This window comes from Cryobacterium sp. MLB-32 (genome assembly GCF_000738085.1).
GTDB lineage: Bacteria > Actinomycetota > Actinomycetes > Actinomycetales > Microbacteriaceae > Cryobacterium.
The window spans coordinates 1-2542 of record NZ_JPRS01000230.1 but is presented as its reverse complement, the minus strand read 5'-3'; the positions used below and the strand labels follow the sequence as shown (position 1 = coordinate 2542).

Genomic DNA, 2542 nt, shown 5'->3' with positions numbered 1-2542 from the left:
AAGCGGAACCTTTAGTGAGATGTCGGAAGGGAGCTGGTGAACACCACTTCGGGCATCTGGGAAGTCGTCTGCGCCGGATGCTTTACACGGTCCTGCGGCGATGAGACGTGTTGGACCGTCAGGGTGCGATCGATTCTCGGAGAAAACTGCAGCGGGAAATTTCAGAGGTTTCCCATTCCTCAGGTTCTTCGAAATTTACGTCTGTGGTGCGTGACTGTTGAAGTGATAAATGCACCGAGGAGTAGGACCGTGAGGACCGCAAAAGATACGCGGGTCGGATTGATCCAGGCGGGAATCATGTCGTAGTTGGCGTTGCACGTATCACGCAAATGCGTTGTCAGCGCCCCAGAGCCCGATTGACGGCCATCCGGAACTCGAGGACGTGATCGACTGCCGCTTCGCCCGGCCTGCCTCTTCGTACGAAGGAGAAGCGGGCTGTGTTGAACTCCCGGAAATGACGCCAACCCGTCGGCGCCAGTCGATCCGCGACAGGAATGCCGTCGGTGGTGGTCAGGCACACATACGGCGCACCCGGCCCTGACGCCAGTGGTCGAAGCCCGCGATCGAGACACCACGCGCTCAGCTCCGGACTGACGTTCACTTGGGCCAGGTTGGCTATCCTCCCGTCAAGGTTCTTGATCGCCGAAGCGGCGCGGCGAAGAAGTTCGATAGACTGGGCACCTGACTCGGCCACCCTTAGGACGCGATGAACCGGTTCCAGGTCGGGGACATCGCGGCGGACCAGCACCAGTCCCAGGCCGACCACCAGGCCAAGGTGCTTGTGCAAAGGCGCGATCGCGACGTCGCTGCCTGTCAGGAGCGCGGGGGTGAGCACAGTACCGAGTGACTGTGCAGCGTCGACGATACGGATGCTTCGTCCACCAAGTTCATCGACCACTGCGGTGACCGGCGAGACGTGGGTTCGCAGCTCCCAGTCGGCTAATGGCCCGGCTCGCGGCAGCAGAAAATTATAAGGCGAGTAGTGCTGTTCGATGGGGCCCTCGGTATTGATGCTGCGGCCTGCGTTGGTCGCGGCGAACAACACCGCCATCAAGGCGGAGGTGGAATTATGAAGCAGATAGGGCCGGAAGTCTCCCGCGCCCAGGTCACGGACTAGTGCGCAGGTGATGGTGGACCGCAGCTCCGCTGCCTGAGCGTAGTAGTGTCCGTGCCCGGTAGACACCTGCAGATCTGGATGTAACGCCGCAGCGTCCAGTGCGCACATCAGGCCTCGAGCTCATCGGAGGCTGGAATACTCACCACGTGCCACAAAGCCGTGGCCACTGCGGCATCATCAGCTGATACCCGGCGCACATGTCTGGCTCGTTCCAGGCCGGGTAACCCGATGCCGACCACGAACGCAACGTCGGCCCGGGCTAGCAACTCTTGGTCATTCAGGTCGTTGCCGAACGCCACAACCACTGACCCGTTAGCGTTCATCCGGAGGTCAAGTGGCTTCGCTTTTGTGACGCCGGCGGCTGTGATATCGATAACCCCGCCGGCGTGCAGACATATCTCCACGTCGTCGCCGGCCGAGTCCCGGAGTCGGCATATCCACAAGGCAGAATCCTGCGAGTCCACAACCAGCTTGATGACAGTCGCCAGGTCAGGGTCAGCGTCGGGGCTGTACTCGGCCCGATCGGGATAGGCCATCCACGAGAAGCCGCCGCCGCTGACGACAAACCGGTCGCCATACTCAAGGTAGAAGGGAACGGCCTCTGCGCGAAGGCACGCGATCATCGCCCTCAAGGGTTCACACGGCAGCGCTGTGGTCTCGGTCTCCCTTCCGTGGCCAGTCCGGAAGGCACCGTTGCAGCACCACCACTCATCCACTCGATCGGCCAACGCACCCATGATTTTGCGGGCTCCGCGAGGAGCGCGTGACGTAGCCACCACCAGATGGATATCGCTTCGCTCGCCCAGATGGTCCAGGGCCGCGCTCACCTTGGGTCCCGGGTGGCCTCCGTCGAAGGCGATGGTGCCGTCCAGGTCGACGATGATGGTGCGCTCGGCAGGCCGACCGAGACTCGGCATCGACCCCGGACGCAGCAGCCCCTGGGCGAGGAGCGCGGGCACCACGAAATGATCGAAAATCGAGCCCAGCTCGATACCTGCCTCTCGGAATCCGCCGTCGATCCAGGCGACCTCCTCGATTTCCTGACCCGGGGTTGCGGTCCCGTCCGCCTCAGCGAGAAACACCTCGATCCGCACCGTCGAAGACGGCTCAAAGGCAGCGCGGTCAGAGTAGGTCCCAAACCGTTGCCAAGACCGTAGATGCAGCCCGGTCTCTTCTGTGAGCTCACGTGCCAAGGCCTGGTCCATTCTTTCCCCAGGTTCCGGTTTTCCTCCCGGGGAAATAAAAGTCGTCGAGCCACGCTTTCGAACCACAAGGAGTAAGCCGCCACGGAGGATCACAGCGGCCGCCTTGTCGATTCTCCTCATCCAGTAATCTCAGCCCGATCGCGCGTCTCGTGACCAATGGCCAACGAACGCCCGCTGAGAAAGTTGATGATGTCGTGACTCAGGGCCTCCTTCTCCTGGA

The 2542-nt window shown here is 61.8% G+C and carries 2 protein-coding genes; both read right to left on the bottom strand.

Annotation, left to right across the window (positions count from 1 at the left end):
- Window positions 1-337: 337 nt before the first annotated feature.
- Window positions 338-1225 carry a DUF6024 family protein gene (locus tag JF66_RS16640; RefSeq protein ID WP_035879775.1) on the bottom strand — a complete coding sequence of 296 codons (888 nt, stop codon included), beginning with the start codon at window positions 1223-1225 and terminating at the stop codon, window positions 338-340.
- Entirely contained in the window at window positions 1225-2442 is a 1218-nt protein-coding gene (locus JF66_RS21875) for an HAD hydrolase family protein (protein WP_081882460.1), read from the bottom strand. Before JF66_RS21875 ends, JF66_RS16640 begins: the two co-directional genes overlap by 1 nt.
- Between the last annotated feature and the right edge of the window lie 100 nt (window positions 2443-2542).

Coding starts and splice junctions, on each gene's coding strand:
- JF66_RS16640 (WP_035879775.1), bottom strand. CDS start 1,225: ATGTGCGCACTGGACGCTGCGGCGTTACATCCAGATCTGCAGGTGTCT.
- JF66_RS21875 (WP_081882460.1), bottom strand. CDS start 2,442: ATGAGGAGAATCGACAAGGCGGCCGCTGTGATCCTCCGTGGCGGCTTA.